This is a genomic window from Sphingomonas sp. S6, from assembly GCF_043498045.1.
Classification (GTDB): domain Bacteria; phylum Pseudomonadota; class Alphaproteobacteria; order Sphingomonadales; family Sphingomonadaceae; genus Sphingomonas.
The window spans coordinates 1-22,021 of record NZ_JBIEOE010000021.1 but is presented as its reverse complement, the minus strand read 5'-3'; the positions used below and the strand labels follow the sequence as shown (position 1 = coordinate 22,021).

Below are 22,021 nucleotides of genomic sequence, written 5' to 3'. Positions count from 1 at the left end.
CGGTGGTTGCAACAGGCCGGTGTGCTTCGCCCGCCGGTTGATCGGCAGACCGCGCGCTACATGCCGGCAAGGGAGCCGCTGGCAGTCTGTGTGGCGGCGCGCCGGAAATCGCGCGGCGATTGACCGAACCACCGCCGGCAACTGCGCGTGAACGTCGAGGGTTCGGCGTAACAGAGGCGCTCCGAAATCGTCGTGAGGCTGAGGTTGGTAGACCTCAAGAGCTCCCGCGCCATGGTGGCGCGCACGCCGTCGCGGATCGTCTCGAAGTTTGTGTTCTCGTCGGTTAGACGTCGCTGCAGCGTGCGGGGCTTGAGGCCGAGGAGTTCGGCTGCTTCCGCCTGCGAACAATCCCGTTCCCGCATCACCATCGCGACGATCCGCGTCACTTCATCGGTGATCGTGTCCCGCGTGACCGGACATTTTTCGATCAGATAATGTTCGGCGATTTCACGAACTAACGTGTCATTCCCCGCGATGGGGCGATCGAGATCGTTGCGCGAGACGACGATGCCGGAGCGTTCCTTGCGGAACGACGGGGTGATGCCGAAGAGATCGCGATAGCGGGCGAGCGTGGACAGGGGCTCATGCTGGAACCAGATCGCTCGGGGCCGGCAAAGGCCATCGGCTAGCGTCTTCAAGTTGCGGAAGGTGAGGCCGATAGAAAGCTCGAAGGTTTGGCGGGACGCATCCCGCAATGCGTCGGGCCGCAGGATATCGAACGAGATCAACTCGAACTCTCCGCCAGGCAATGGCTCGACGCCAACGCGGATCGCCGGACTGTGATAGCGGATGAAGCGCTCGGCCTTCTGGTGCGCGGAGCGCACGGTCGGCGCATTGCGCATCGCCAGTCCCAATGCGCCGAGAATGTTCAGCCCCTGGCGCTCGGCAAGCCGTAGTCCAAAATCACGAGCGTTCAGCACGTCGGCCGTTCGTTCAAGCAACCCGAACACGTCGTGGAACCGGTAATACCGTTCGGCCGATTCGTTTCCCGCACCGGCAAAGCTGTGTAGTCGCTGAAGATCGAACGCTGATCCCCCCATCGACTCGACCAGTCCGGCATATCCGTCGAGCCCCGCGACGCGAATGATGTCCATAGCCATCCTCTCTCTGCCGCCCGTGCGTGGGCGGAGCGGTGGTTCCTGCCGACTTTGCGTCGTTTCATACCACCATCGCCCATCATAGCGAACTTCCCGCCGCTACACTTGACTTTACGCGCCAGGCGCGTGGCTGATCTTTGAGCGCCCCGTTGCTGGCCGCACAAGCCAATTGGCTGGCGCTCTCGGGCAAGTCCCTCGGCGTTCCAGTGGGCACAACCATGTCATCCGCGACAACAGCGGGCAGGAAGAGGATGACCGATGGGTCTGGTAGAGCCGCTGTCGCTGGTTGCCGGAACGATGACGATGTCCGCCCCAGGCATCCAGGCGTGGAAGACGCTGCGCACACGTGACGTCACCGGCCTGTCGACGGGTAGTTACGTGCTGCTTGTCTTGCTGAACATGCTGTCGACGCTGATCGGCGTCCAATACGGCGTCGTGGCGATGATCGTCCTCAATGGGCTGACGCTGATGTTCTACGCCGCCACCCTCTTCCTGATCTCGCGCGCGGCAATGGGGGCGGTGTTCGGTGTCGTAGGCACCGGCATCACCCTTCTGGCGATAGCGGCGCCAACGGTTCTAGCGGATTTGCTCACAACGCGTTGGGCGGAGGCCACCGGCTTTATTTACGGCCTCGCGGCCTGCTTCAGCTTCCTGCCGCAGGTGGTGATGACCCATCGCACCCGCAATGTCAGCGCGCTCGCCCTCGGCAATCTGGCGCTGATCGTCGCCGGCATGACGATCTGGATCGTCGTCTGTGCGCTGCTGGGCAACTGGTCGCTGATCTTCTGGAATTCCGTCCTTCTGCTGATGGTGGCCGAATTGCTCCGGCTGAAGCTGACGCTCCGTCGCGCCCCGCAGGACACACGCAACGACATGGGAGACGCTACGCATGCGCAACTATCCTGATTTCTACATAGACGGCCGCTGGACGCCGGCGCGCGACGGAACCGTTTACGACGTGATCGATCCCGCGAGCGAACGAGTCGCCGGCCGCATCACGCTGGGCACGCCCGGCGACGTGGATCTCGCGGTGGCCGCCGCGCGGCGCGCCTTTAACCGCTATTCGCTGACCACGCGGGAAGAGCGGCTGGACCTCCTGGAGCGCGTGCTGACCGAATATCAGGCCCGCGAGTCAGACATGGCGGCGGCGATTACCGAGGAAATGGGCGCACCACAGTGGCTGGCAACGCAGATGCAGGCCTGGATCGGTCGTGCCCATATCGAAACCGCGATCGCCGCGTTGCGGGATTATCGTTTCGAGGAGCAGCGCGGCCCGACGCTGGTCGCGAAGGAGCCGATCGGCGTCTGTGCATTCATCACGCCGTGGAACTGGCCCGTGAACCAGATCGCGTGCAAAGTGATGCCCGCGCTGGCGGTCGGATGCACGTGCATATTGAAGCCGTCCGAGGAAGCGCCCTTTTCGGCGCAGATATGGGCCGAGATCATGCACGCGGCAGGTGTGCCGGCCGGCGTTTTCAATCTGGTCAATGGCACCGGTCCCGTGGTCGGGGCAGCCCTGTCGCGCCATCCGGACGTCGACATGATCAGCTTCACCGGATCGACCCGCGCCGGCGTGGAAGTCGCGCGCGACGCAGCTCCAACCGTGAAGCGTGTTCACCAGGAATTGGGTGGAAAGTCGGCCAACATCGTGCTGCCCGATGCCCCGCTGGAACAGGCGGTAAGCCAAGGCGTGAAGTCGGTAATGCTCAACTCCGGCCAGTCTTGCAACGCGCCCACCCGTTTGCTTGTCCCGCATGATGCACGTGAGACGGCGCGTGCCGCGGCGGCGCAGGCCGCGGCCGAAACGACCGTCGGCGCACCCGGCAGCAACGCCGCGATCGGTCCTGTAGTGTCGGAAGTGCAGTGGCAGCGCATCCAGCGGCTGATCCAGTGCGGAATCGACGAAGGCGCCACCTTGGTCGCTGGAGGCGCCGGACGACCCGAAGGGCTGGAAACCGGCTATTATGTCAAGCCGACCGTCTTCGCCGACGTCACGCCGGATATGACGATCGCGCGCGAGGAGATCTTCGGGCCGGTGGTCGCGATCCTTGAGTACACCGACGAGGAAGATGCGATCCGCATCGCCAACGACACGGTTTATGGCCTCGCCGCTTATGTCCAGAGCGCCGACCTAGAGCGTGCGCGCGCCGTCGCGCGGCGACTGCGAGCCGGGCAAGTGTCGCTCAACTATCCTGATCTCGACATGAACGCGCCGTTTGGTGGTTACAAGCAATCGGGCAACGGTCGAGAATGGGGTGAGCACGCCTTTGGAGAGTTTCTCGAGACGAAAGCTATTATAGGATACGACAAATAACATTTCTTCTGCCAAGTGTTCGACGTTTGATTGTGAAAACATATAATATAGACGTTCAGATATTATATAATTACTGAATAATTGTAAAATAAATAAGTATATAGGAGGGGAGAATGGATTTTTCTGGTAAAGTCGCCGTGGTAACAGGGGGTGCGCGTGGAATAGGAGCGGCCATTGCCACCGCCTTTCACGCGCATGGTGCCGCGGTCGTCATCACGGACATTTTACAGGCGCAGGGACAGGCGCTGGCTGATGAGCTGGGCGACCACGCACACTTCTTCGCGCATGATGTCAGAGACGAGGCTCAATGGGAGCGGATCGTCGATGCAGTAGTCGACAAGGCGGGTGGGCTCGACATTCTCGTTAACAATGCGGGGACGGAGGAAACCCAACCGCTCGTCGATTTGGATCTGGCTGCAGTGCAGCGGATGAACGCGGTCAATATCGACGGCGTACTTTTGGGTATGAAATGGGGCTTCCGCACGATGCGGCCCGGCGGGCGTGCGGGGGCGGGCGGGGCGATCGTCAACCTGTCGTCGATTGCCGCCCATGGCGCGTCGGCGGGCATGGGGCCCTATGGCGCAACGAAGGCGGCGGTGGATCGGATTACCAAGGTCGCGGCCGTTGAAGCAGCCGGTTACGGCATCCGCGTCAACTGCCTGTATCCCGGTATCATTCAGTCCGACATGATCGACAAGCTGGTGAGCGATTTCGTTGCCATGGGCTCATTTTCCACGACCGACGAGGTTCGGCAATGGCTGGTCGCCCGCACGCCGCAGGGGCGCTTAGGTGAAACGGCAGACGTTGCGAAAGCCGCGCTGTTCCTTGCCTCTGATTATGCGGGCTTCGTCAATGGCGCCGGCCTGTTCGTCGATGGCGGTTTCGCGCTGACGGGCTGACCCTACGGCGTCGCTCGACGACCTTCCGCCTCTTCACCATCTTTACGACTGGGACCATTCATCATGGAACGAGGACTTGTGTCTGAGCGCCCTGCGGGCGCGCGGCGTTCGATTGTTATCGGTCTGCTGGCCGGCGCCGCCATCCTCCTGCCCCACGCCGCGCAAGCGCAACAGACAGCCGGGGCCTCCGCCACTAAGGCCGATGCGGCATCGCCGCCGGCCGCCGATGGAGACAGCGCTCAGGGCGACATTATCGTGACCGCGCAGAAGCGTGAACAGCGACTTCAGGACGTTGGCATCGCGATCACTGCGCTCTCGGGCGATGCACTGGCGAAGATAGGGGTGCGCGAGAGCACCGACATTACTGCGCAGGTGCCGAATCTGCAGAACAATTCCGTGTTTGGCCCCGGCACCAATGTGAACTTCTCGATCCGCGGCGTGTCCTTGCCCGATTTCAACGATCTGACGGAAGCGCCGGTGGCTACCTACATCGATGAAATTTACCTGGTGCCGCTAGGAGCCGGCAGCTTCCCGACGTTCGATGTCGATCGGGTGGAGGTTCTCAGGGGGCCGCAAGGCACGCTGTTTGGTCGCAACACCACCGGCGGCATCGTCCATTTCGTGACGAACAAGGCGACGTCTGGGCGGACGCTGGTCGATGTCGAGGCAGAGATCGGCCGGTTCGACACCCGGCGCGCCACGGCCGTTGTCAACGTGCCGCTAGGCGCAGGCTTCGCATTGCGCGCTTCCGGCATTTATCAACAAAATGATCCCTGGATCCATAATCTCTACGGTCAACGCGATGCGGGTGAGCTGAAGACCTACGCCGGGCGGGTACAGCTTGGCTTCGACAAAGGTGGCCCGCTGACCGCGGACGCCAAATTCGAATATGGGCATGCCGAGGGTGCCACGACCGTCTATCACCAGATCGTCACCAGCCGTGATCCGGTGACCGGATTGGTCGAGACGCCAGGGCCACGCAACACCGGCAACCCCTGGTTTCAGTCGACCAATCGAAGCCCGCATTTCTTGAAGGGCGCAAATTCCTACACCGGCCTCCTGTCACTCAATTATGACTTCGACACCGTCCAGCTGGCGTCCATTTCCGGATTCAATCATTACGACCGTTATACGCGCGAAGATTGTGATGGAGGCCCAAGTTATATCTGCAACACCACCTACATGTCGCATAGCAATCAATTTTCGCAAGAGCTGCGATTGTTCAACCGCGGGGATAGGACGAACTGGACTGTTGGTGCATATTACCTTCAACAGAACGCCGGATTGAAGCAGATTGCGCCAATCTTCGTCAACGCCGCCGGTAGCCCCTTCCTCGTCGCGCTGGCCGATGCCGACCTGCGCCTGCACTCCTATGCGCTGTTCGGCAACGTCGAGCAGAAGCTGACCGATCGCTTGACCCTGATCGCGGGCGCACGGGTGACGAAGGACGTGAAGGACTTCGATCAGTTGCTCACCTATTTCACGACGCCTGACAATTTCTTCGACTTCTGGCCGAATGCGCCGTTTAGCCCGCGTGTCGGCACGGTCCTTGCGGCCAACGACTTCAATAAGGCGACGGCTGGCGATCTGACGCGGCTCGACGTGACCGACGTGGCGGCCCGGCTTCAACTCAATTACAAGCTGGACAATGCACTGCTCTACGCCTCTGTCAGCCGTGGCGTCAAAGCGGGCGGATTCAACAACGGTTTCATCGATGTTGCCACACCGCTCGACAAGGTGCCGTATAAGCCGGAACTGGTGTACGTTTACGAGGCGGGGGTGAAGTCCGATCTTCTGGGCCGTCGGCTCACGCTCAACGGATCAATATTCTACTACGACTATCCGCGGTTCCAATCCTTTGGGTTTCAAACGCTTGGCGGTTTCCTACAAACGCGCCAAGCCAGTCTGTACGGGGCGGAACTGGAACTGGCGGCGCGGCCCGTCCATGGCCTGACAGTGGCTCTAGGCGGCGGTCTCCTGCACACATTGGTGCGCGATGTGACGACGCCGGGACCCGCGTTCCGTACCTATGACCGCGAGATGCCGCTCGCGCCGCGCTGGAGCGTCAACGGTCGGATACGCTACGAGCATGAGGCCTCCTTCGGCACCATCGGCATGCAGGCGGATTTCAAGGCAACTGCAAAATACAATACCGATGCTTTGAACAATCCCGCCACCGTTGTGCCGTCCTACATCGTCGCTAACGGCCGGATCGACCTTGCGCCTGCCAACAGCCCGTTTCGTGCAAGCTTTTTCGTGAAGAACGTCTTTAATCGCAAGTATCGGATTAGCGCCTTCGACCTCTCCACCTCATACAATACGGTCTACGAACAATTTGCGCCGCCGCGGTGGTGGGGACTGTCGGTCGGCTATCGTTATGACCAGCGCAACTAAATTGGCGGGGCCATGCCGGCCCGGTTCGAGGAGTGTGGAACTCCGTTCTGCGTGATGGAAGATCTAGACGAGGAGAGGGATATGCGGTTCGAAGGTAAAGTCGCCCTCGTGACGGGGGGCGCATCTGGATTGGGTAGCGCCTTTTGTCACGGGCTCGCGCGCGAGGGCGCGAGGGTCGTGGTGGCCGACATCCAGGCAGAGGCGGGTCAAGGCGTCGCAGATGCGATCGTGGCGGAGGGCGGCGAGGCGATCTACGCTCAACTCGATGTCGCCGACCCATCGGCGTGGCAGGCGGCCATCGATACGACCATGAGCCACTTCTCGCGGCTAGATATCCTGATCAATTCCGCAGGGATCGGCCCACCCGCTTCCATCGTGGATTGTTCGCTGGAAGAATGGAACAAAGTGCTTGCGGTAAACCTGACCGGAACCTTCCTCGGCTGCAAGCTGGCCATTCCCGCAATGGTCGTCAACGGCGGCGGCGCGATCGTCAACATCGCGTCGATCTACGGGATGGTCGCCGATCAACTCGGCGCCGCCTATTGTACCAGCAAGGCGGGCGTGACCAACCTGACCAAGGCGGTCGCGCTCCATTGCGCGGCGACCGCGAACGGTGTTCGATGCAACTCGCTTCATCCGGGCTTCATTATGACGCCGATGGTGGAGGGCGTGGGTGAGCACCTCTCGCAAGACGTGCTGGACGCGTACACAACGAGAACAATCGGCCAGATCCCGGTGGGGCGTGCCGGAATACCGGAGGATATGGTTGGCCCGGCGCTGTTCCTCGTCTCTGACGAAGCGCGCTATCTTAACGGTTCGGGTCTCGTTGCCGACGGTGGGTTCACCGCGCGCTAATGTTTGGTGAGACCTGTGTCCTTCGTTCGGCGGCAACTATAGGTCGACCGTGTTTAAGGATGTGACAGTATCCTATCTAAGATGAGGCTGGGATCCCTACGTTAAGTCGTCCGGGACATTGGTTGCGGCAGCTAAATGTTCAGCCAAAGTAAGCCAGCTAAGGCATTTGTGATGGCTCTATTTTTTAATTAGTCAGCTTAGGGCATTAGTCTCATTTGAGGATATTACCTATTGCAGGTCGAAGCGTCATTCAGAAAGTGGCCGTTAAACAAATGCAATGGCGCGTCCGTTGAATTCCCAGGTCGGCCGAAGAACATGGTGAGTCCATTCTCATCGGATCATGCCCGCTGCGCGGCGGTGTCCTGGCAACGTTAAAATGAACGATGGCATAAGATTCGGAAGCGGCAAACCCGTGATGAATAACCGCAGCTGGGTCTGCTCAGACCTCGGTGCGTTCCATAGTCTTGAGCCGGAAGGCCGATGTCGATCATTCACTCATGTATAAGGCGCGCATATTGCCGGGTGCTTATGTGGGCCATGTAGTCGTTCCGGCTCGGAAAGGCGAAGTCGTTCAATGTCCCGCCACGACGCTCCAGCCATGCCCGCATCGTCTTACGTGCCGTGTCCATCAGTTCGAACTGGACCGACCGTTTAGTCTTCTGCTGAACCACGACGGCGCGGTCACGGACGCGTCCGCCAAAAAAACTATATCTCCGATCCGTACTTTGACTACGTCACAGCCGCGCAGCTTGCTGTCGATGGCGAAGTCAAACAGAGCTTGGTCGCGCAGTCGTCGATGCTGGTCGAGCCAAAAGCGAATGGCCCAGACCTGTTGCTGCTTCGGCGCGCGCTTTGCGCCGATCAGCCGGCCTTCGTTCCAAGGTCGAAGTTCGTGAAAGGCGGGGTCCATCGACGAGTGATCTATCGATCATCTCCATCGCACCGGGTTGCCAGGTAAGCGTACATCGGCGCGGTATATCAGCGGTTCGAAAATGTGGTTGATCGGCCGGCGGCAACGCTGAACGAGCAGCAGGTTTCTGGTGCCGCCTCGGAATGTGTGAACGACCGAACCTGGGTCGTCTGCCGGCCGTTATTCAGCTAAGATGGCATCCAGGACAATTGACTCATTGCGAGGCTCTTTATCTGCGTGGCCTGCGCAGCACTGAGGACTGGCAAGCGTCGCCACCTCGATGCGCCCGGGCCGCGGCTGCCAAACTCCCCGAACCGCGCTTCTTCGGGCTGCACCATGTGGCGAGGATTACCGTCGCGACCGGTATACCACATCTCCGTCCACCCAGCGGTGGCGATGTGCGCGTCCATCCAGCAATTCAAATAGGTGGCCATGCCCGCCGCTTGCGGATTGCCGTATTGGCCGTCGGCAAAGCGTTTCGACGGGCGCCAAGGCCGGCCGAGGAAGACGCTGCCGTTGGCGATATCAGGATCACGGGTCAGGCGACAGCGGTCGAACACCAAGCCGAACGGCTGCGTCACCAGCGTGCTGGGCGCTGCGATATAGCCCGTCACCTGACGCGGATCGGGGCGAAGTCTCGAGCGGATCTCGCATCGTTCGAACAGCGCTGCGCCCGCGCCGAAGATGAAGTCATAACTGCCGCTGATCACGCAGTCGCGTAGGACGACGCGGCCGGCGTCGGGGAAAAACGTGTCCTGATGGCTGTGGATGTCGACCGCGTCGAGCCTCGCGCGGTCGCTTCCCTCGGCCAGTCGCAGGGCGACCGCCTGCGGCCCGGCGGGATCGTCCGATAGCAGGCGCGGACCGGTCTTGCGCATCTCCGCGATGCCATCGAAATCATTGGCAATGGTCAGGTTGCGGGCAGCAAAGCCGGGCGCGGAGACGGTCAGCGTCGCGGTGCGATACGTGCCGTAATGCTTGCCGTCGGGCGCGATCATTCCGGATGCTGCGGTGAAAGCAATCCGCGTCCGCTTCCGGTCTTCACCGATAAGCACCACACCGGGCGTGTCGATCACATGCTGGCCACGCCATTCGCCATGCGCCAGCCAGATACGGTGTCCACCCGACCTTGGCCCGGCCGCCAGCGCGGCGCCAAGGTCGGCGAAGCGGCGCCCGGGGGGAACGTCGCGCCGGGCAGCGGGGGCGACCACCGCATCATAGCGATCCCTCGCAGGTGCAGGATCGCCGACCAGTCCTGCTGCGACACTGCCGATGAGCAACTGTCGGCGATCGATCATGCGTTTGTCCTCGTCATAAAAAAGGCGCGGCCGGGGAGGCGTGAGGAGGCCGCGCCAAGTCGGTCAGAAAGCGTAACGGACACCCAGATAGAACTGCCGGCCTGTGTGGCTGTTCACGAGGATGCTATCCCGGTTGGTGTCGGTGAACTGCTGATTGAACTGGTCGGTCAGGTTAAGTCCCTCCAGCGTCAGCTTGATATGGCTGTTGAGCGCATAGGAAATCGACGTGTCGAAGGTCAGGGTCGACCGTACGCCATCGGCATCGTTGAAACTGGTCCCACTGGGTACCGCCGTCAGGTAATTGTCGCGATATGCTGCGGACACGCGGGCGCTGAAGGCCTTATCCTCGTAATAAAGGGTCGCGTTGAAGGCGTTCTTGGACAGGCCGGTCAGGTCGGCCTCAATAAAGCCGCTCGACGCCAGCGTCGACAGATAGCGGATTTTTGAATCGACGAACGTGTAGTTCAGCAGGGTGCCGAAATTGGCGAGCGCGCCGGGCAGGAAGCTGAACGGCTGCTGATAGTTGATCTCCAATCCCTTAAGCGATCCGCCTGGCGTGTTGACCGGTTGGCTGAAGGTGAATTGGTCGTTCGCCGAAACGCCGAGGCCGGCCAGGAGGGACGTCGGCAGACCCGACGCGCTGAACGGCTGGGTGACTCGCGCCGTCTGGATGAACGACTTGATGTCCTTGTAGAACAGGCCGATGCCGAGGAATGCGCGTGGCGCAAAATACCATTCGGCCGACAGGTCGAGCGTGTTGGCGCGGATCGGTTCAAGCTGCGGGTTGCCTGAGCTCACCGAAAAGACGCCGACCGTGCTAAGGCTGCCCCCCGGCGTCACCGAGCCCAGATTTGGCCGCGTCATCACCTTCGCAGCCGCCAGCCTGATGAGGACATCGGGCGTCACCTCCGCGGTCAGATTGAGCGCGGGAAGCCAATCGTCATAGGATCGCGTGACGCTGACCTGTTGAGCCGATCCCGCGACCAGCTGATAGCCGCGTGATTGCTGGCGTGTATGCACGTAGCGGACGCCGATGTCCCCGCGGATCGGAATGCCGATATCCGCCTTGAAGTCTGCCTGGACATACCCCGCCGTGTCCGTTTCCTGCACGCCCCGGATGTTGCCCCGCGCGTTGGCGTTGCTCGCGCCGCTAAGCGTGAACAGACCGGAATTGCTGTAGATATCGAACAGCTTCGCGAATGCGTCGATGTCGGGTGTAATCCACGACGAGACATTGCCGGCTGGATCGCCCAGATGGCGGCCGAAGCCGGTCAGTAGAGTCGTCAGGGAGGCAAGGGTCGTACCCGCGGGCAGCTGTGGCACGATGCCTTCGTTGACTCGCGCCTTGGCATCCGAATTGAAGCGATACCGCTTGACGTTGCCGCCGACCTTCAGCGTCAGCCCGTCGTTGATCGTGTAGGCGAGGTTCGCCTGCGTGGTCAGGATCGTGTTGTCGACCGAGTTGGGCCGCAACCGGATTTCGGATCGCGGAATGCCAAAGCCGAAACTCGCCGGATCGTTGACGTCGAATCCGTAATTAATGATCGGCAGGTTACGGTTCGGACGATAATCGTAGCTGTAGCCGTCGGTATTTTCGCGGTTGATGATCACCGTCGTCTGAACCGGATTGTCGAAGAACGATCGTGAATAGCCGATCAACGTCGTCAGTTTAAGCGAATCGCCGAATTTCTGTTCCCCGGTCAGGGTGTATTGCGTGTATTCGGTGCTCAGCTCGTCCCGGCGGGTCTCACTCTGGATATCGACGTCGTTGAAGACGCCGTAGACCATGTCGCCCTTGCCGTTGATCTCGCCGTTCAGGACCACTGCCTCCGGGCGGCCGCCCTGCGATAGTGGCCGGGCGAAGGACAGGTTTTCGAGCCAGTTTTCCGTCCGGGTCGCGGAGAATTTCGAGTACAGAACGTCGCCGCTGATCAGCGTGTCGCTCGTCGGCTGCCACTGCAACGAACCTGTGATGCCCAGCCGCTCCTGATCGTGCGTCAACCGACCGTAGCGCGGGAAGCGGGGGCTGTAGGTGTTGATCGAATTGGCCGCGGCGAAGGGCGATGCCGGATTATAGCCGCCGACGTTGGTGCCATCCAGCCAGCCCCCCGAACCATGGCCTTCCTCGAAAATGCGTCGCTTGGTGTAGGAGGCGGACACGAGCGCGCCCAGCGTCCCACCGGCAAAGGTGTCGCTGATCACCGCACTCAGTTTCGGATCGACCTTCTGCGACAGGTCGTTGTAGCCGGCCTGTGCCGACGCCACGAAGGTGAACTTGTTATAGTCGAACGGCCGCGCGGTCGTGAGATCGACGGTCGCGCCCAGCGATCCCTCTTCGGTTTCAGCCGACGCGGTCTTGCGGACGGCGATCGAGTTGAACAGCTCGGACGCGAAGACGTTGAAGTCAAAGGCACGATTGCGGTTGTTACCGCCCGAACTGTCGGTGCCGCCGGCGGTGCTCTGCCCCTCGACGCCGTTGACGCGCACGCGGGTGAATTGCGGGCCGAGGCCGCGGACGGTGATCTGCCGTCCTTCGCCGGCATCGCGCGCGATCGAAACGCCGGGTACGCGCTGGATCGATTCCGCCAGATTATTATCGGGGAAGTCGGCGATATCCTCCGCCTTGATGACGTCGACGACGCCGTTCGCCTGACGCTTCTCGTTCAGCGCGCGCCCAAGGCTGCTACGAAAGCCACGCACGATGATGTCGGGCTGACCCTCGCCGTCCACCTGCGAGCCGGCTGCGAGCGGATCAACTTCCGTCGGATTGGTTTGGGGCGGGATGGCGCCGCCCTGCTGGTCCTGCATCGCGGGCGCGGGGGTTTGGGCGACGCGTTGCAACAAGGGCGCAACGGCGAGCTGCTGACGCTTCAGTACGATCGATCGGCCGACGGTAACCGGTGTCAAATCGGTGCCCGACAAAAGCCGGCGGAGTGCGGTTTCCACCTCCATCGAACCGGCGATACGATTGACTGTCAGCCCCTGCGTCACCGCGGCAGGGGCGAGAATCTGAATACCCGCCTGATGCGCGAAGAGCGGTATGCCGGTGCTGGCGGGTTGCGACGGAATGTCGAAGCGGCGGACTTGCGCCTCCGCCCCCGACGGCAGCGCTGCGGCGCAGACGATAGCGCTTGTACCGAGCCAGAATGCGCGCATGTCGGTCATAATCCCCTCCTGTTTTGGCGCCCTGTCTTCGGTACGCTCAAGGGGTAAGAGCCCGTTATTGCGCGTTTCCGTCGTCGTCCCGCGCTTTTTTCCTGCTCAGCCGAACGTCGTACGGCGTGACGGTGGCGACCACGTCCAGCGACGCGGATAGCATAGCGATGAATTCGTCGGGATTGTCGATCTGGAACAGTCCGACCAGCCGCTCGTCCCTCAAACTGTCGTCGGTCAGAACGATCGGTCGCCGGCTGTACCGGTTGAACTCGCCGATCGCATAACCGAGCGTCTCGTTTTCCAAGGCTATTTCGCCGTCACGCCATGCCAGCGATCGCTGGATCGCCGCGGGAGCGGTGCCGGTGATCGGCGCCGTCTGGCCACGCACGAACGTGGCGAAATGTCCCGCCTCCAGAATTATCATGGCGCCGCTCGCATCGGTCGGCCAGACCGCCACCGTGCCTTCGGTGACGGCGACCTGCACGCCGTTGTCGGTGCGGCGTACCGCAAAGGCGGTGCCGACTGCGCGAACCTGGGCGATCCCCGCGTCCACGACGAACGGCCGCTGGCGCTCCTTCGCGACCTGGAACCAGGCCTGCCCCTGTTGCAGCGCGATCCGCCGGCTTTGCGAATCGAGGACGACGCGGAGCGCGCTATCCGTGTCGATCGTCGCGACCGATCCGTCGGCCAGTGGAAAGCGACGGATTTCGCCGCGCTTCGTCGTCACCTCTTCCCCCGACCAGCGCTGCCAGCCGATCAGCCCTGCGATGGCCGCCGCGATCGCACTGCCCGCGCCAGCAAGCACCCAGCGACGGTTCGTCTGCCGCTGTGGCAAGGCGGGCGTGTGCGCCACGGCATGATCCGGCACGATCGCTCGGTCGATGACGCTCAGTCCGGCCTGAGCGCGCAGCAGGGCGCCGGCATGGCGCGGGTCGTGCGCCAGCCAGTCCTCGAACTGGCCCCGTTCGCTCTCCTGCAACGGATGCCGCAGGGCCCAGGCGGCGGCCGCTGCCTCAACGCTGTCGGACATGACGGCCCCTCCGGATATCGATTGCCGTCGTGGTGTCGTCGGTCATCATCGTCAGGATTGCGCGCAGGCTGCGGCTCGCTTCATTCTCGACGACCGCTTCGCTGACGCCGAGCGTGCGGGCGATCTCTTTCTGCGGCATCCCCTCTATGCGACGCAGCAGGAAAATCCGGCGGGCACGGTCGGTCAGCGTGGCAAGCGCGGCCTGGACGCGGCGCAATTCATCACGCGCGATCACGGTGCGCTCGGGATCGGGCAGCTCGCTTTCGATCTGCTGATGGACGTCATCGATGGCCACGCCGATCGGCACGATACGCGCTCCGCGATGCTGGCGTTTGACGATGTTGCCCGCCATCGTGAACAAATACGCCCGCCCGTTGCCGATGGCTTCGACGTCCGCGATCTGTGCGAGGCGGCAATAGCATTCCTGCACCACATCCTCCACATCCCCCGCAACCCGGCGCCGCAGCCATGCTCGAAGGTCGCGCTCATGCGGTAGGATTTCTCGCCCCACCCATTCAGCCAGAACCTCGCGTTCGGTCACAGTCGCCCCTCTCGTTTGGAACGAGGCACTGGAATGCGGTTTCCGTCAACCAAGATGCAAAATAGGGCGGCGCGGGGGCCTTCGAGGGGCGCGCGGTCGATCAAGCCTGCATCGAAGCTATCATCTCGTCGACGGCTGCGCCGAACCAATGGCTAGTCTCGAGCTGCGCGCAAGACGGCTGGAGTGAGCGTTTGTGCCAACGCAGGCTCACTCCAGGTCACGCTTTGACCGCTTTCGTGAAATCTAGATCGGCACGTCTTTCCGGCTGATGCTGGTGAAGCCGTAGGTCCGATAGCGGCTTTCCACCTTACGCCCGGACAGGGTGATTTCGGTATAGCCTTCCGGCGTCCCCAAAAACGATCCACGCCAATCGGCCCCCGCGACGGCACCGGTGGTGATAAAGGACATGCCGTTCAGTTCGATCCTTTCGTAGACATGGCTATGCGCCTGAAGCACGGCCATGACGCCATGCTCGCTAAGGATGCGCAATACTTCCCGCCCGTTCGTCACGAAGGTCCAATTGTGGGGCGTATTCAGCCAGCTTTCCGGCTCGTAGCAATACATCGCGGTCACGAGGGGAATGTGTGTGATGGCGATGATCCGCGCGCCCTGGGGCTGGGTGGCGAGATCGGTACGCAGCCAGTCGAGCTGGGCGGCGTCCACGCGTCCTTCGTAATTCCGGTCTGTTGTGATGCCGACCGAGTCCAGCACGACGAAATGCACGCCCTTGTGATCGAAGGAATAATAGGTCGGGCCGAAGCGATCGATATAGAAATGCTTGCCGAAGTCGGGGGCGGTGGGGGCAATTCCGCTCTTCGCGAACACGCCCAGACAATCGTGATTGCCGAGCACATGACGCACGGGCTTGCGCAGATGCTGCCGCTCGGTCCGCTGGTACAGGTCCATCAGCATGATCGCGCGTTCGCGGCTGGCTTCCAGCGCGTCTTCGATCATATCGCCACCCTGCACGACAAAATCGACGTTGGAAGCCGAGATTTGCTCGAAGCACATCGCGCAGGCGCGATCCGCGTCGAGTTCGGGTCGGATATGACAATCCCCCACAAAGGCGAAGGTGAAGTCGGGCTGTGCCGTCATACCGTACGCCTTCGTGCCGAGCGAGAGCAGCGGGGCGGCCGTGGCCAGCTTTAGGAGATCGCGTCGTTCCATGCGGCACCAGATGTCGGAGGATGGGGGGCAGGGGGATCAGGGGGCGGCACGTGATGGCGCGGCCCCCCGAGGAACAAGGATCAGAAGTGGACGCGCACCGTCCCGAACACCTGCCGGGGCGCCGCGGTCTGCAAGGTGGTGTAGGTGCCATTCGGGTCGGAGGTCACGAAGCCGGCCGTGCCGGTCGAAGCGATATAATGCTTGTCGAACAGGTTCATCACGTTGAGTTGAACCTCGAACATCGGACTGAGCCGATAGCCGGCCGACAGGTTGACGTTGACCGCGCCGGGAATGACCGCATCGTTGAGATAGCTGTAATAGCGTTTGCTGCGATAATGCGCATTCACACCGCCCCACAGCGTACCGTCGTCATAGTTCAGCTCGGCCGTGGCGACCTGTTTGGGCGAGGCGACGACCTGCTTACCCTTGGTCGGAACGACGGCGCCGCCCAGCGGCTGGACGTTGTCGTCATAGGTCGCGTCGTTGTACGCCCAACTGCCATAAGCCGACCAATGGGGTGCGAAGCCCCATGTCGCGGCGGCCTCGACACCACGTGACGATACGCTGCCGACATTCTGCAATACGTTCTGGTTGCCGACGATGGTCGCGCTGATCGACGAGGCGAGCAAGCGGTTGGTGAACTTCACATAATAGCCGGTCAGCGACAGCTGCACGTCGCGGTCGTGGAAGCGGTAACCCGCCTCGAACGTGTTGGTCATCTCCGGCTTCAGGTCGCCCCGGATATAATTGAACCCGGCCTGCGAACTGCTGGAAAAGGGGCCTGCCGAGGTCGAGGCGACGAACGCGGCCATGTTGCGCGTATAGTCGCCGAACAGCTCGCTATGCGGATCGAGCGTATAGAGAACGCCGATGGTCGGCAGGAACCAGTTCTTCGCTTGGATCGAACCGTCGATCGGCTTGCGGCTGACGATGCTGTGCGCGTTGTTGGTGGAGACCACGCCCTTCACCCCGGCATTGAGGCGCAGTGCTTCCGTTACCTGCCAGGTATCGCTGAGGTCGAGCTGTACCGTGTCGGTCCGATATTCGTTCTGATAATTGGTGAAGAAGGGGTTGGTGTAGAATTGCTGGAATTCCGCCGGCGCCTTGCCCGCCTGAAGACCGTAGAGGTAATTGGCCTGGTCGAAGGCGTTATGCTCGTACCAGATGCCGCCCTCGATCTTGTGGCGACCAGCCTGGAAGGTCAGGCGGGAAATGACGCCCTTGCGGTCGATATTGTAGCGATTGGCCGACACCGAGATGGGCGAGCCGCCAAAGGCGGCAGGGGTCGGGTCGTAGGGATCGGCCCAGGTGCCTATGCCTTTGTCCAGATGGATGTAGCCGGTGGTGAAACCCGAAAGCCGCGACCCCAGGCGATAGGCCAGCTTTTCATAGGCCAGCAGGTCGCGGCGCACGCCCCCACCCTGATACACCGCGTCATCGGCGTTGACATAAGGGGCGGGCGGGGTGCCGCCGTTCTGGACGATCGTCGCCAGCTGCTCGGCGAGCGCGAAGGTCGGGATATTGTCGAACCGCCACCCATAGGTCTTCAGACGGCTGAGCGACGTATCGTTGTAATCGTCCTCGCGCCGGTCGATCAGGTTGAGAAAGATGGTCGAGGTGACGTCGTCGCCCAGGGGCTGAATATATTTGGCGTTGATCTGATCCTGGACCTGCTGGCCCCAGCCGCGCCATTTGCCCTGTCGGTCATGTGCATAGGAGATGGCCAGCCGACCGCCCCAGGGCAGATCGCCGGTGTTGATCCGGCCGAAGCTGCGCCAGGACTGGGCACTGCCATAGCTCTGCTCCAGGTCGGCGCCGAACATGTGGGTCGGATCGATCGAGGTGAAGTCGACCGTGCCGCCGATGTTGCTGGTGGACGCGGTGCCCAGCGCGCCGCTCCCCTGCGACAGCGTCGCGGCGCCGTTATTCTCGGTCAGCAGTGCGCGGTTGATCGAGAGGCCGTTGTTGTTGCGATACTGCATGTTGCCAAGCGGCACGCCATCAAGCGTATAGCCCATCTGGTCCGTCAGGAAGCCGCGGATCGACAGCTGCGTTGCCGCCTCATAGGTGCCATGCGCGTCGGAGGAGTCGAAATTCACGCCGGGTAGCCGCCCCAGCGACCGAAGGGGCGAAGTGCCGGGCGTGGTCTTCTCCATCGCCTTGGCGGACACGGTCTGCACCTGCCGCGATTGGCCCCGGCCCAGGACAACAATATCCTGGTTCGCGCTGGCCTCTGCCGCGACGGCGGTGGCCGTCGACATATCGACCAAGGCCTTTAGCGAGATCATCGAAGGCGTCTCGCTCGCGATGGCCAGCCCCTGACCCGCGATCAACCGACGCAGCGCCTCGCTGCGCGTCAGCCGTCCGCGCAGGGCGGTGACATGCCGGTTCGCCACCGCATCATAGGGAAATATGACGTGGATGCCCGCCTGCCGCGCGAACTGGTTGAGCGCAGTGGCGGTGTCGCTGGCTGGTATGTCGAAGCGGATCGGCGTGCTGTGCCGCGTCTGCGCGACAGCCGGCATCGCGACCGCCAGCATGGCGGTCGTGGTCATGAACTTGAACATGGTTGATCCCTGTTTGGATGCGATGGTCGGTGCAGGGATGGATGGCGGCGGAAAAACCGCTACTCGCCCGAAAATTTTTTTAGGTGCGGGACAGGACGATACCGCCATTGGCACCCGAAATTGCCTGCACGCCGAAGGAACTGTGGAGCGCTTGCAGAAATTCCTGGGGGTTGGTCGTCGCAAATGTGCCGCCGATGCGCAGGCGCGACAGCGCCGGGTCGCCGATGACGATCTTGTTGGTGAGATAGCGGTTCATTTCCGCCAGCGCATAATCCAGGCTCTCGCCGTTGAGGACCAGCGTGCCGCGCTGCCACGCAGTCACCCGGGCCATATCGCTGCCGTCGCGCGAATGGACGGTCCATTGGCCTGCGGTCGCCACCGCGACCTCGCCCCGTTTCAGCTGTCTTTGCGCACCGTCGAAAATCCGCCCCTGAAGGACCGCCAGTTCGCATCCGGTCGGCCGCAGTCGCGCATTATACAGGCCCGGTGCCAGCTCGAACCGACCATCGGGGGCGATCAGTTCCAGCCGATGCGGCGAGCCGAGCTGGATCGCGACCTCGCCTCGTTCGAGCCAGAGGCGATCCGGCGTGCCATCCTTCCAATAGACGCAACTGTCGGTGTTGAGTTTCAGCCAAAGGCCGGGCCCTGCCGCTACCGTCGCCCGTTCGCCGACTTGGGTCACCGCCTTGTCGCGGGCATTGGCGCGATAGGCCCAGCCGCCGCCCACAACCATGACGGCGGCGACCGACGCGGCCGCGCGCAGCATGTGCCGCCGGTCAGACCGGTCGGGCCCGGCCAGCATCACCGTCTCGGGCTGGTGCTGTACATCTCCACGCGCCACCCGCAGGCGATCGAGGTCACGCCAGGCGCTGACGACCTCGGCAAAGGCGACGGCGTGGCGCACGTCCGTATCGCGCCACGCCTCGAATGCCGCAAGGTCCGCCGAGCCCGCATCGAGCGCAGCAAGCCATGCCGCAGCCTCGTCGGTCACGTCAGCGTCGCGCGGCAATTCTGGGCAATGGCTGGGCAAATGTCCTCCGCCAGGGACTCGCTTTCGCGACGCGCCTTCGTGATGAGGGCAAGACCCTTAGCGATATGCTTTTCCACGGTCGAGACGGATAGGGAAAGCGACTGCGCGATCGCGGCCGGAGACAGGCCTTGAACCTTGCGCATATGGACGACGCGCGAGCATTGCGGAGGCAGCGCATCGATCCAGCCGGCCAAGCGCTGCAACTCCGATCGTCCAGCGGCGACCGCAAAGGCATCGGGGGCCGGATCGGCGAGGTCCGCCATGTCCAGCGACGCCCGCACATCGATCCGGACCACATTCGCTCGCCGTATTCGTTCCAGCGCCAGATTATGGACAATGGTGAGGACAAAGGCCCGGGGCGACGATATCGCACGATAGTCCGCCGTGTTCATGACGCGGGCATAGGCTTCCTGCACCAGGTCGTCCGCCTCGTCCCGCCCGCAGAAGTAGGCCGCCCTGGCCCGATAGGCGGCTGCGTGGGGCAGCACCTCGGCCATGAACCAACGGTCTATTTCGCGCAGCCAGCTCAACACATGCTCCGGTGATCGGAGCGGCGTGTAGGTCTGCTTCTTTACAGGAACGCGACACCGGGCATGGTTCGACCGTCGATCAGGAAATCACTACGGGAATGGAAGTTTTGTACGGCAATGCAACTAACCAAGTTGCTGCGCCCGCGTGCCGTCGCGTCTCAATGCATGGCAGTTTCCCCGCGCAACGGTTCAGACGGTTCGCACCGTGCCGCCGTCGATGATGAACTCGGCACCGTGTATCGCCGCCGCGCGATCCGATGCGAGATAGGCGATCAGATCGGCAACTTCGTGAGGCTCGGCAGCTCGCCCGATCGGAATGCCGCCCAGGCCGTCGAGCACCTGCTGCCGCGCCCCCTCGATCGTGCCGCCAGTCGCGCGGCGGACGCGCTCAAGGAACTCGCCTGCCGCCTCGGTCATGATCCAGCCGGGGGAGACGGCATTGACCCGCACGCCCTTAGGGCCAAGCTCCTTTGACAGAGACTTGCTATAGGTCCTGAGCGCTGCCTTGGCGGCGGCATAGGCGGTCGTCGATTCCGGCAACGGCAGGATCGACTGGATCGACGTGACGTGCACGATGGCGCCGCTCCCGCGGTCGATCATTTGCGGGACGAGCAATCGGTCGAGCCGGACGGCGGCCATCAGGTTTAGATTCAGTTCTGCCAGCCAGTGCGCGTCGGTGAGCGCCGCGAACCCACCGCCTGGAGAGGCCGATCCGCCCACGACATGCGCAAGGATGTCGATTCCGCCCATGCGGTCGAGCGCAGCGTCGGCAAGCGCTTCGGCGCCCTCTGGGGTGGTAAGGTCCGCTACGACGAAAATCGTATCGGCTCTCGGCTTCGCTTCCCCGCGGGCAACGGTAATAACCTGGGCTCCCCCGGTCAGGAAGCGATCAACGGTCGCCCGGCCCAAGCCCTTCGTGCCGCCGCTGACGAGCACCCGCTTGCCGGCGAACTCTGTCGCGACGGTCACAGTGTGATCTCCAGCATCTTGATGGCATCGTCCCGAAGCACGAAGCTGTAGGTGAAGCGAAGGGGGCTCCCGGGAAAGTCGCCGTGCGCGGGGCCCTCGACGACCACCTTGCCGTCTTCGTGGCGAACCGTGTGCGGCTTGAAGATCGCCTTCACTGGAACGACTTCCTGCTCAAATAGGGTGCGCAGATCGGACGTGCCCTCGAATCGCTTGCCGATGCCAACGTCGTGGACAACGGCGTCGGGGGCAAAGGGCCGCATCATGCCGTCCACGTCCAGGCGGGCGTTCGCCGCGACATAATCGGCGATGGGTTTTGGAAGTTCGATCGTCATTGCTCGGCTCCTTGACGGGACGGGATCAATCTAGCGATATGATTGCTGGTGATAATCGAGATAAATCGGCATCTAGCGTTGCGGAAAATGGGATAATGGCTGGCGATGGTCTGAGCGAGTTCGACGCGGTTCTCGCCATTGCGCAGCGAGGCTCATTTCGTGCGGCCGCCCTGGAACTCGGCCTCTCGGCTACCGCGCTGAGTAATCTGATCGGCAAGCTTGAGCGACGCGTGGGCGTCAGGCTGTTCAACCGCACGACCCGCAGCGTCTCGTTGACGGACGCCGGGCAGACCTTCGTCGAACAGATCCGGCCCGCGGTCAGGACGCTGCACGCCGCGATGAGTACCGCGCGCTCCCAGATGGAGACGCCGTCGGGCACGCTGCGGATCAATGCGTTCGCCACAGGCGCGCGCGAGGTTCTAAGTCCGCTGCTCATCCCATTCTTGAAGCGGTATCCGCAGGTGCACATCGATCTGGTCACCGAAGGGCGGATCGTCGACATCGTCGAGGCGGGCTTTGATCTGGGCCTCAGAAGCGCCGACCTCGTGCCAAGCGACATGATCGCTATACCCGTCGGACCGCCACGCAGCTTCGCGGTGGTGGCGTCACCGACCTATCTGGCGGCCAATGGCGAACCCCAAGTGCCTCCCGATCTCCTCCGACACGCCTGTTTCAGAATTCGGCTGCCAAACGGGGCGCTGCATCGGTGGCAGTTCCGAAAGGACGGCGGTCCCCTCCAGATCGACGTCGAGGGCCCGTTGACCCTCGACGAGGCGAGCCTCGCCAAAATTGCGGTTCTGGAGGGTGTGGATCGGCGTGGAAAAGGGACCCCGTTAGCGGGGTGATCGGCGTCGAAAAGGGACCCCTCATCCTGGTGTTCTAGGCTGTTCGCTTGGCGGTGTGTCAGGCGGCGAGATCGGGATGCTGGTATT

At 62.4% G+C, this 22,021-nt stretch carries 17 protein-coding genes and 1 pseudogene; 6 read left to right on the top strand and 12 right to left on the bottom strand.

Annotated elements, in window-relative coordinates:
* Nucleotides 1–56: 56 nt before the first annotated feature.
* The gene (locus ACGVWT_RS17665; protein WP_315463076.1) at nucleotides 57–1,094 is read right to left on the bottom strand and encodes an AraC family transcriptional regulator ligand-binding domain-containing protein; all 1,038 of its coding nucleotides are present in this window, start codon (nucleotides 1,092–1,094) and stop codon (nucleotides 57–59) included.
* 261 nt (nucleotides 1,095–1,355) lie between these two features.
* Here ACGVWT_RS17665 and ACGVWT_RS17660 point away from each other — a divergent pair, with 261 nt between their 5' ends.
* The 5 genes from ACGVWT_RS17660 to ACGVWT_RS17640 all read left to right on the top strand — a co-directional run bounded on the left by ACGVWT_RS17660 (nucleotide 1,356) and on the right by ACGVWT_RS17640 (nucleotide 7,559).
* Nucleotides 1,356–2,003, top strand: coding sequence for a PQ-loop domain-containing transporter (locus ACGVWT_RS17660; RefSeq protein WP_315463077.1), 648 nt, complete (start codon nucleotides 1,356–1,358; stop codon nucleotides 2,001–2,003).
* Nucleotides 1,987–3,411: an aldehyde dehydrogenase family protein gene (locus ACGVWT_RS17655; RefSeq protein WP_315463078.1), complete on the top strand. Its 1,425-nt coding sequence runs from the start codon at nucleotides 1,987–1,989 to the stop codon at nucleotides 3,409–3,411. The genes ACGVWT_RS17660 and ACGVWT_RS17655 overlap by 17 nt, the downstream gene beginning before the upstream one ends.
* 113 nt (nucleotides 3,412–3,524) lie before the next feature.
* Nucleotides 3,525–4,310 (top strand): SDR family oxidoreductase, encoded by a 786-nt coding sequence (locus ACGVWT_RS17650; protein ID WP_315463079.1) that lies wholly within the window; start codon nucleotides 3,525–3,527, stop codon nucleotides 4,308–4,310.
* A gap of 78 nt (nucleotides 4,311–4,388) precedes the next feature.
* Complete coding sequence (locus ACGVWT_RS17645) at nucleotides 4,389–6,704, top strand: TonB-dependent receptor (RefSeq protein WP_315463080.1); 2,316 nt, start codon at nucleotides 4,389–4,391, stop codon at nucleotides 6,702–6,704.
* Nucleotides 6,705–6,785: 81 nt separating this feature from the next.
* Nucleotides 6,786–7,559, top strand: coding sequence for a glucose 1-dehydrogenase (locus ACGVWT_RS17640; RefSeq protein WP_315463081.1), 774 nt, complete (start codon nucleotides 6,786–6,788; stop codon nucleotides 7,557–7,559).
* A gap of 628 nt (nucleotides 7,560–8,187) precedes the next feature.
* Here the strand turns inward: ACGVWT_RS17640 and ACGVWT_RS17635 are convergent.
* From ACGVWT_RS17635 to ACGVWT_RS17585, 11 genes are all read right to left on the bottom strand, one after another.
* Nucleotides 8,188–8,469: a hypothetical protein gene (locus ACGVWT_RS17635; protein ID WP_394427555.1), complete on the bottom strand. Its 282-nt coding sequence runs from the start codon at nucleotides 8,467–8,469 to the stop codon at nucleotides 8,188–8,190.
* Nucleotides 8,470–8,657: 188 nt separating this feature from the next.
* Nucleotides 8,658–9,545 carry a pectinesterase family protein gene (locus tag ACGVWT_RS17630; protein ID WP_315463082.1) on the bottom strand — a complete coding sequence of 296 codons (888 nt, stop codon included), beginning with the start codon at nucleotides 9,543–9,545 and terminating at the stop codon, nucleotides 8,658–8,660.
* A 285-nt stretch (nucleotides 9,546–9,830) separates the two neighbouring features.
* Nucleotides 9,831–12,932 carry a TonB-dependent receptor gene (locus ACGVWT_RS17625; protein ID WP_315463083.1) on the bottom strand — a complete coding sequence of 1,034 codons (3,102 nt, stop codon included), beginning with the start codon at nucleotides 12,930–12,932 and terminating at the stop codon, nucleotides 9,831–9,833.
* A gap of 55 nt (nucleotides 12,933–12,987) precedes the next feature.
* A complete protein-coding gene (locus tag ACGVWT_RS17620) occupies nucleotides 12,988–13,953 on the bottom strand; it encodes a FecR domain-containing protein (protein ID WP_315463084.1) in 966 nt (321 codons plus the stop codon).
* Nucleotides 13,937–14,494, bottom strand: a complete 558-nt coding sequence (locus tag ACGVWT_RS17615; RefSeq protein ID WP_315463085.1) for an RNA polymerase sigma factor — start codon at nucleotides 14,492–14,494, stop codon at nucleotides 13,937–13,939. Before ACGVWT_RS17615 ends, ACGVWT_RS17620 begins: the two co-directional genes overlap by 17 nt.
* Before the next feature lie 243 nt (nucleotides 14,495–14,737).
* Complete coding sequence (locus tag ACGVWT_RS17610) at nucleotides 14,738–15,661, bottom strand: metallophosphoesterase (RefSeq protein WP_315463086.1); 924 nt, start codon at nucleotides 15,659–15,661, stop codon at nucleotides 14,738–14,740.
* An 80-nt stretch (nucleotides 15,662–15,741) separates the two neighbouring features.
* Nucleotides 15,742–18,228, bottom strand: coding sequence for a TonB-dependent receptor (locus ACGVWT_RS17605; RefSeq protein ID WP_315463087.1), 2,487 nt, complete (start codon nucleotides 18,226–18,228; stop codon nucleotides 15,742–15,744).
* Between the two features lie 79 nt (nucleotides 18,229–18,307).
* Nucleotides 18,308–19,219, bottom strand: a complete 912-nt coding sequence (locus ACGVWT_RS17600; protein ID WP_315463088.1) for a DUF4880 domain-containing protein — start codon at nucleotides 19,217–19,219, stop codon at nucleotides 18,308–18,310.
* Nucleotides 19,216–19,791, bottom strand: a complete 576-nt coding sequence (locus ACGVWT_RS17595; RefSeq protein ID WP_394427549.1) for an RNA polymerase sigma factor — start codon at nucleotides 19,789–19,791, stop codon at nucleotides 19,216–19,218. The genes ACGVWT_RS17600 and ACGVWT_RS17595 overlap by 4 nt, the downstream gene beginning before the upstream one ends.
* Nucleotides 19,792–19,977: 186 nt before the next feature.
* Nucleotides 19,978–20,757 (bottom strand): SDR family oxidoreductase, encoded by a 780-nt coding sequence (locus ACGVWT_RS17590; protein WP_315463090.1) that lies wholly within the window; start codon nucleotides 20,755–20,757, stop codon nucleotides 19,978–19,980.
* Entirely contained in the window at nucleotides 20,754–21,089 is a 336-nt protein-coding gene (locus ACGVWT_RS17585) for a nuclear transport factor 2 family protein (protein ID WP_315463091.1), read from the bottom strand. The genes ACGVWT_RS17590 and ACGVWT_RS17585 overlap by 4 nt, the downstream gene beginning before the upstream one ends.
* 95 nt (nucleotides 21,090–21,184) lie before the next feature.
* Between ACGVWT_RS17585 and ACGVWT_RS17580 the strand changes: the two are divergent.
* Nucleotides 21,185–21,898, top strand: a pseudogene (locus ACGVWT_RS17580) (LysR family transcriptional regulator); the annotation flags it as partial.
* Between the last annotated feature and the right edge of the window lie 123 nt (nucleotides 21,899–22,021).

Excerpts from the sequence above, each read along its gene's own strand:
- ACGVWT_RS17665 (WP_315463076.1), bottom strand. The coding sequence starts at position 1,094 with ATGGACATCATTCGCGTCGCGGGGCTCGACGGATATGCCGGACTGGTC.
- ACGVWT_RS17660 (WP_315463077.1), top strand. The coding sequence starts at position 1,356 with ATGGGTCTGGTAGAGCCGCTGTCGCTGGTTGCCGGAACGATGACGATG.
- ACGVWT_RS17655 (WP_315463078.1), top strand. The coding sequence starts at position 1,987 with ATGCGCAACTATCCTGATTTCTACATAGACGGCCGCTGGACGCCGGCG.
- ACGVWT_RS17650 (WP_315463079.1), top strand. The coding sequence starts at position 3,525 with ATGGATTTTTCTGGTAAAGTCGCCGTGGTAACAGGGGGTGCGCGTGGA.
- ACGVWT_RS17640 (WP_315463081.1), top strand. The coding sequence starts at position 6,786 with ATGCGGTTCGAAGGTAAAGTCGCCCTCGTGACGGGGGGCGCATCTGGA.
- ACGVWT_RS17635 (WP_394427555.1), bottom strand. The coding sequence starts at position 8,469 with ATGGACCCCGCCTTTCACGAACTTCGACCTTGGAACGAAGGCCGGCTG.
- ACGVWT_RS17625 (WP_315463083.1), bottom strand. The coding sequence starts at position 12,932 with ATGACCGACATGCGCGCATTCTGGCTCGGTACAAGCGCTATCGTCTGC.
- ACGVWT_RS17620 (WP_315463084.1), bottom strand. The coding sequence starts at position 13,953 with ATGTCCGACAGCGTTGAGGCAGCGGCCGCCGCCTGGGCCCTGCGGCAT.
- ACGVWT_RS17610 (WP_315463086.1), bottom strand. The coding sequence starts at position 15,661 with ATGGAACGACGCGATCTCCTAAAGCTGGCCACGGCCGCCCCGCTGCTC.
- ACGVWT_RS17605 (WP_315463087.1), bottom strand. The coding sequence starts at position 18,228 with ATGTTCAAGTTCATGACCACGACCGCCATGCTGGCGGTCGCGATGCCG.
- ACGVWT_RS17585 (WP_315463091.1), bottom strand. The coding sequence starts at position 21,089 with ATGACGATCGAACTTCCAAAACCCATCGCCGATTATGTCGCGGCGAAC.